At 62.3% G+C, this 6147-nt stretch carries 3 protein-coding genes; 1 reads left to right on the top strand and 2 read right to left on the bottom strand.

The window, feature by feature from the left end:
* The first annotated feature begins 284 nt into the window (after positions 1–284).
* Entirely contained in the window at positions 285–2882 is a 2598-nt protein-coding gene (clpB, locus tag ACE3PP_RS12630; protein ID WP_374382792.1) for an ATP-dependent chaperone ClpB, read from the top strand.
* Positions 2883–2967: 85 nt separating this feature from the next.
* Here the strand turns inward: clpB and ACE3PP_RS12625 are convergent, their stop codons facing one another.
* Positions 2968–3465, bottom strand: coding sequence for an HPP family protein (locus tag ACE3PP_RS12625; RefSeq protein ID WP_374382790.1), 498 nt, complete (start codon positions 3463–3465; stop codon positions 2968–2970).
* 176 nt (positions 3466–3641) lie between these two features.
* The gene (locus tag ACE3PP_RS12620; protein WP_374382788.1) at positions 3642–5351 is read right to left on the bottom strand and encodes a M23 family metallopeptidase; all 1710 of its coding nucleotides are present in this window, start codon (positions 5349–5351) and stop codon (positions 3642–3644) included.
* Positions 5352–6147 lie beyond the last annotated feature (796 nt).

Below are 6147 nucleotides of genomic sequence, written 5' to 3'. Positions count from 1 at the left end.
GCTGCCGCTGAACCGGCGCCGACCGCCGACGTCAACGAGTAGCGGCATTTAGGGAATAGCGGCATTTTGGCGCAGCGCCCGTTCGGGCCTGCCGGATGTTCCGCGAGATTGGGGCCGGGTGGGCTGATCACCCGGCCCCTTTTGCTTTCCCGCCCCCTTGTTTTGGCGTTAACCTTTTCCATATCTCTGAGGTGAAACCGGGGGAGTTCAGAACGGATTTCCCTACCCTGAGCATCTAGCGCTGTGTGCCTCCAAGAGGGCGCGGCCGTAAGAGGGCTGAAGATATGGATATGGAAAAATTCACCGAGCGGTCACGCGGCTTCCTGCAGGCGGCCCAGACCCTTGCCTTGCGGTCGGGCCATCAGCGCCTCACCGCCGAGCATTTGCTCAAGACGCTGCTCGACGACAAGGAAGGCATGGCCGCGGGCCTGATGAAGGCGGCGGGTGCCGAACCGGCGAAGGCCGCGGCCGGCGTCGAACGCGAGCTCGACAAGCAACCGCGCGTCGAAGGCAGCGGTGCGGGCCAAGTCTATATGGCGCCGGAACTGGCGCGCCTCCTCGCCCAGGCCGAAGAACTGGCGCAAAAAGCCGGTGACGGTTTCGTCACTGTCGAGCGCATGTTGCTGGCCCTTGTCATGGCGAACGAAACGCCGTCGGGCAAGATCCTGAAAGAAGCCGGCCTCACGGCGCAGAAGCTCAACCAGGCGATCAACGATTTGCGCAAGGGCCGCAAGGCCGACAGCGCCAGCGCTGAAGACAGCTATGATGCGCTGAAGAAATATGCGCGCGATTTCACCCAGCTCGCCCGCGACGGCAAGCTTGATCCCGTGATTGGCCGCGACGAGGAGATCCGCCGCACCATCCAGGTACTGTCGCGCCGTACCAAGAACAATCCCGTGCTGATCGGCGAACCGGGCGTCGGCAAGACTGCGATCATCGAGGGTCTGGCGCTCCGCATCGCCAATGGCGACGTGCCGGAAGGCCTGAAGAATCGCAAGCTGATGTCGCTCGATCTCGGCGCCCTCATTGCCGGTGCCAAATATCGCGGCGAGTTTGAGGAACGCTTGAAATCGGTGCTGCAGGAGATTGCAGCCGCCGCGGGCGAGATCATCCTCTTCATCGATGAATTGCACACGCTGGTCGGCGCCGGCAAGGCGGACGGGGCGATGGATGCCTCGAACATGCTGAAGCCTGCATTGGCGCGCGGCGAATTGCATTGCGTCGGCGCCACCACGCTCGACGAATACCGGAAATATATCGAGAAGGACGCAGCCCTCGCGCGGCGCTTCCAGCCGGTCTTCGTGGCCGAGCCCAATGTCAACGACACGATCTCGATCCTGCGCGGATTGAAGGAGAAGTACGAGCTCCATCACGGCGTCCGCATCACCGATGCGGCGATCGTGGCGGCGGCAACGCTTTCCAATCGTTACATCACCGACCGCTTTCTTCCCGACAAGGCGATCGACCTCATCGACGAGGCCGCATCGCGCTTGCGCATGGAAGTGGAGTCGAAGCCCGAGGAGATCGACGAGGTCGACCGCAAGCTGATCCAGCTCAAGGTCGAGCGCGAGGCGCTGAAGAAGGAGACGGATGCCGCCTCCAAGGAGCGTCTGCAGCAGCTCGTCGACGAGGTCGAGACGCTGGAAGCGAAGTCGCAGAACCTGACCGCGCAGTGGAAAGCGGAAAAGCAGAAGATCGACGACGCGCAGAAGATCAAGGAACGTATCGACCAGGCCAAGATCGAGGTCGAGCAAGCGCAGCGTTCGGGCAATTTCGCCCGCGCCGGCGAGCTCACCTATTCTGTCATCCCGGAGCTCACCAAGCGACTGGAGGCGGCTGAAGAGGCGGCCGAGCACCGCATGCTCAACGAAGTGGTGAAGGAAGAGGATGTGGCCGGCGTCGTTTCGCGTTGGACCGGCATCCCCGTCGACAAGATGCTGACCGGTGAGCGCGACAAGCTGCTGGCGATGGAGAAGTCGATCTCCGCCCGCGTCATCGGCCAGGACGAGGCGGTGAAGGCCGTCTCCAATGCCGTGCGGCGCGCGCGGGCCGGCCTGCAGGATCCCAACCGTCCGATCGGCTCGTTCCTGATGTTGGGCCCGACCGGTGTCGGCAAGACGGAACTCTGCAAGGCGCTGGCGACGTTCCTTTTCGATGATGACCAGGCGATGGTCCGCATCGACATGTCGGAGTTCATGGAGAAGCACGCGGTCTCGCGGCTGATCGGTGCACCTCCGGGCTATGTCGGCTATGAGGAAGGCGGCGTCTTGACCGAAGCGGTTCGGCGCCGGCCCTATCAGGTCATCCTCTTCGACGAGGTCGAGAAGGCGCATCCGGATGTCTTCAACGTGCTGCTGCAGGTCCTCGACGATGGTCGCTTGACCGACGGGCAAGGCCGCACGGTCGACTTCCGCAACACGATCATCATTCTCACCTCGAACCTCGGCGCCGAATATCTGGTGGCGCTGAAGGACGGCGAGGATTCGGACAAGGCGCGCGATCAGGTGATGGGCGTGGTGCGGCAGGCATTCCGGCCGGAATTCCTCAACCGCCTCGACGAAGTCATCCTGTTCCACCGCCTCAACCGGCAGAACATGACCGGCATCGTCGAAATCCAGCTGAAGCGGCTCGAGGCGCTGCTGGCCGAGCGCAAGCTCGACCTCTCGCTCGATGCGCAGGCGAAGGAATGGCTGGCGGAAGCGGGCTACGATCCGGTCTATGGCGCACGGCCGCTGAAGCGCGTCATCCAGCGCGAATTGCAGAACCCGCTGGCGCTGATGATCCTCGAAGGCAAGTTCAAGCCGGGCGAAACGATCGAGGTTTCGGCCGACAAGGACGGGCTCACCATCGGCGGAACGAGGCTCGCGCAAGCGGCGGCGTAATCCCATCTGCTGCCGAATCACAAACGCCGCGCCGGTCATGCCGGCGCGGCGTTCTCTTTTGCTGGAACCGAGGCGCTTGTCGGCCTTAAGCGTTCTGCGACGTGCCGGTCAGCGGAATTTGGGTAGTGGGCGTCTTGGCAGCCGCCCATCTCGGCAGGCGACGGCCGAGATAGGACATGGCGGCAAGGGCGACGACGCCGGTCGTGAAGGCCGCGAGCGGAAACTCGCCAGTGCCGAGCGTTACCAGGATCGGCACGGCCACCGCCGGCGGATGCAGAATGTCGAAGGCTTCAAGGGCCAGCATTGCGGCACCGGTTGCCAGCGCCACAGCCCACCATTCCTGCGGCAGCACGCCCTTGAGCAGGACCGCGATTACCGCCGCGACGACGTAGGCGGCGATGAGGGTGTTGGGTGCCGAGCCGGGGCTCTGCGGCTGGGTCAGCACGATGAGGATACTGGGCGCAAACGGTGCCAGCAGCAGGGGCTGCGACGATAGATGGGCGATGAGCGCCAGGATGCCGACGGCAAGGACCAGCAATCCGGCATTGTGGACGCGGTGGACGAGGGTGAGCAGGTGGCGCATGTGAATTGCTATCCGACAATATGAAAGTCGGCCGTATCCTCGGCGACGGCAGAGGGTGGCGTCCAATCGAATGATCGGATGGTGTGATCAGATCGGTTTATCAGCGGACATGAAAAAGGCGGCGGGGCCGATGGGCCACCGCCGCCTTTCTGTGCGCGGTAACGCCGCGCGAAGCGTCAGTTTTCGCAGCCCTGCGGGCCGCAATCGGCCGGTGCCGCATCCGGCCGCTCGGCGATTTCGACGGCGCCGCGCATGCGCTGGCGTTCGGCGTCAATGCTGGCGACCTGGTCCTTGAAGGCCTTCAGATCCTTGCCGGCAAGCTTGGTGCTGCCCGTCGATTTGATCTTCTTCGGATTGACCTGGACACCGTTCTCGATGACTTCGAAATGGAGGTGCGGGCCAGTCGAACGTCCGGTCGTGCCGACATAGGCGATGACCTGACCCTGCTTCACCTTATCGCCCTTGTGCAGGCCCTTGGCGAAGCGGCTGGTATGCGCATAGGCCGTCTGGTAGGTGCCGTTGTGCTTGATGCGCACATAATTGCCGTACGAGCCCTTGGGACCCATTTCGACGACGGTGCCGTTACCGGCGGCAAAGATCGGCGTGCCGGTCGGCGCACCGAAATCCATGCCCTTGTGCATCTTGGTGTAGCCAAGGATCGGATGCTTGCGCGCGCCGAAGCCTGATGTGATGCGCGCGCCGTCGATCGGCGTTGCCAGCAGCGACTTGCGCACGGCTTCGCCCTTGGAATTGTAGAATTCGCCGTCGCCGTTCTGCTCGAACCAATAGATCTGGCGATCGACACCGCTGGTGTTCAGCGCTGCGTAGAGCAACTGCCCGGTGCGGGCCAATTCGCCGTCCGCATTCTCGACTCGTTCGTAGACCACTTCGAAGGCATCGCCTTCCTGGATGTCGCGCTGGAAGTCGACGTCGTAGGAGAACGCCTTGATGACGTCGGCGATGACCGAGCTCGGCAGGCCGGCCTTCATGGCGGCGTCGTAGAGGCTGAAGGTGATGATTCCGGCTGCGCGGGCGCGCGTTTCGGTCAACGGCTTGTCGACCGCTTCGGCCACCAGATCGCCTTTGGAATCACGGCTAACTGTGACGTCACGCTCGACCGAAGGTTCAAGGCTGAGACTCACCAACTGCGGTTGCGGCGCTTGCGCTTCGCCGCCCGCGGCCGTGGTGAGGTTGAGCGTGATTTCCTGCCCGGCCTTGAGGCTCCGCGGGGAAAAGACGTCGGAAAGAGCGCCGACCGTGTCCTTGGCTTCCATCTCGGAGAGCCCGGCCTCGACCAGAACGCCATAAAGCGTGTCGCCGCGTTCGACCTCGATCACCTTTTGCACGTTGAGCGCCGCTTCGCTCGGCGCTTCGGCCGGGTTCCAGTCGCGATGAGCGGCGAATTCCGGCTGCGCATCGAGCGGCATTGCCATTACCGGCTCGACCGGGGCGGCACTCGGCATCGGCTCGGCTTCTGCGGTGTCGATGGCAAAGGTGCTTTCGCTCTCGCTGGCGGAATCAAGCGCATTGCCCGGCATCAAGGTGGTGAGTGCCGGCGCGGCGACGAAGGGGGCCGGGGCATCGCTCGCTGATTCGGCGGCGGCAACGCTGAACGTGTTGTCGGATGTCGTGGGAATGCGCTGCGCCCAAATCGGCAGCGTTTCATCTTGGCCCAGTGTGCCGAGATTGGCGAAACCCTCTGCCACGGCATCGGTGCCTGAGAACACAGACATCAAGTCGGACGCATGCGCCGCCGCAACATTGGCTGGGCGATGCGCCTCAAAGGCACCAACGCCGCCCATGACGGCGATACCGGCGGTCGTGTAGGTCAAATAGCGCCGGAGCGTGCCCCAGACCTGCGTGTGCGGCTTCTGCAAAACTGTCACCAATACTCAAACTTTTGTCGATTGCGCCTAAAGCCCTGCACCGAAAATTGCCGAAACGACAAATTCCCCCGGAAACAGGGCTCTGAGGCATGAAAGCAATGTTGACCTTGCCTTCCGGGTGGGAGTCTTGTCAACCCAGAATTCCCCAAGCAGATCAAAACATTATGTGATTAACCGCGGCTTTCCCGGCGTATGTCTCCAGGTATGGTTAATCGAATCGCCTGGGATTTTAACGAAAGGCCCCAGGTCGCGCCCGGCGCGTTAATGCTCAGGCGCAAGTGTCCGCTGGGACGGGGACGGATCGCGAAGCGGGGAGGTAACATCAAAAAAAGTGGATCGATCGGAAAAAAATCGGCATGAAGCGGCAACCGGACGCAGGATTTGGGCTTGTCGGCCGGCCGAAAGATGCCCATTTCCCTAGTGTTTCCGCCAATTTCCGCGTCTCCTGCGGAATGTTACGAAAATAATTAAGACGGGCGTTGACAGCGTCGGAAAAGGGGGGGTATAAGCCGCTCCCTCGACGCGGCCCACCGGCCACCGGATGAAAGTCCGGCAGAGACTGGGCCACGGCTCAGAGCTAAGCGCCGAGCAGCTATTTGACATTGTGGACTAGAAGAAGGGATACGCGGACGGCGGGTCTTAGGGCCTGATTGCGGCGATGAAGTTGCAAGACTGTTCCGTGTTTCTCGAAGCTTCGATCTAGGGTTTGGCAGAGCGATCTGCTGGGTCTGTGGTTGGGGTTTCACTATGCAGTAAGACGAAACGTGTTTTGTGACGGATCAATTGGTTAACGTTG

The sequence above is a fragment of the Dongia sp. genome, from assembly GCF_041910485.1.
Classification (GTDB): Bacteria; Pseudomonadota; Alphaproteobacteria; order Dongiales; family Dongiaceae; genus Dongia.
Note: the sequence above shows the minus strand (reverse complement) of the source record. Positions and strands in the feature narration are given on the sequence as shown.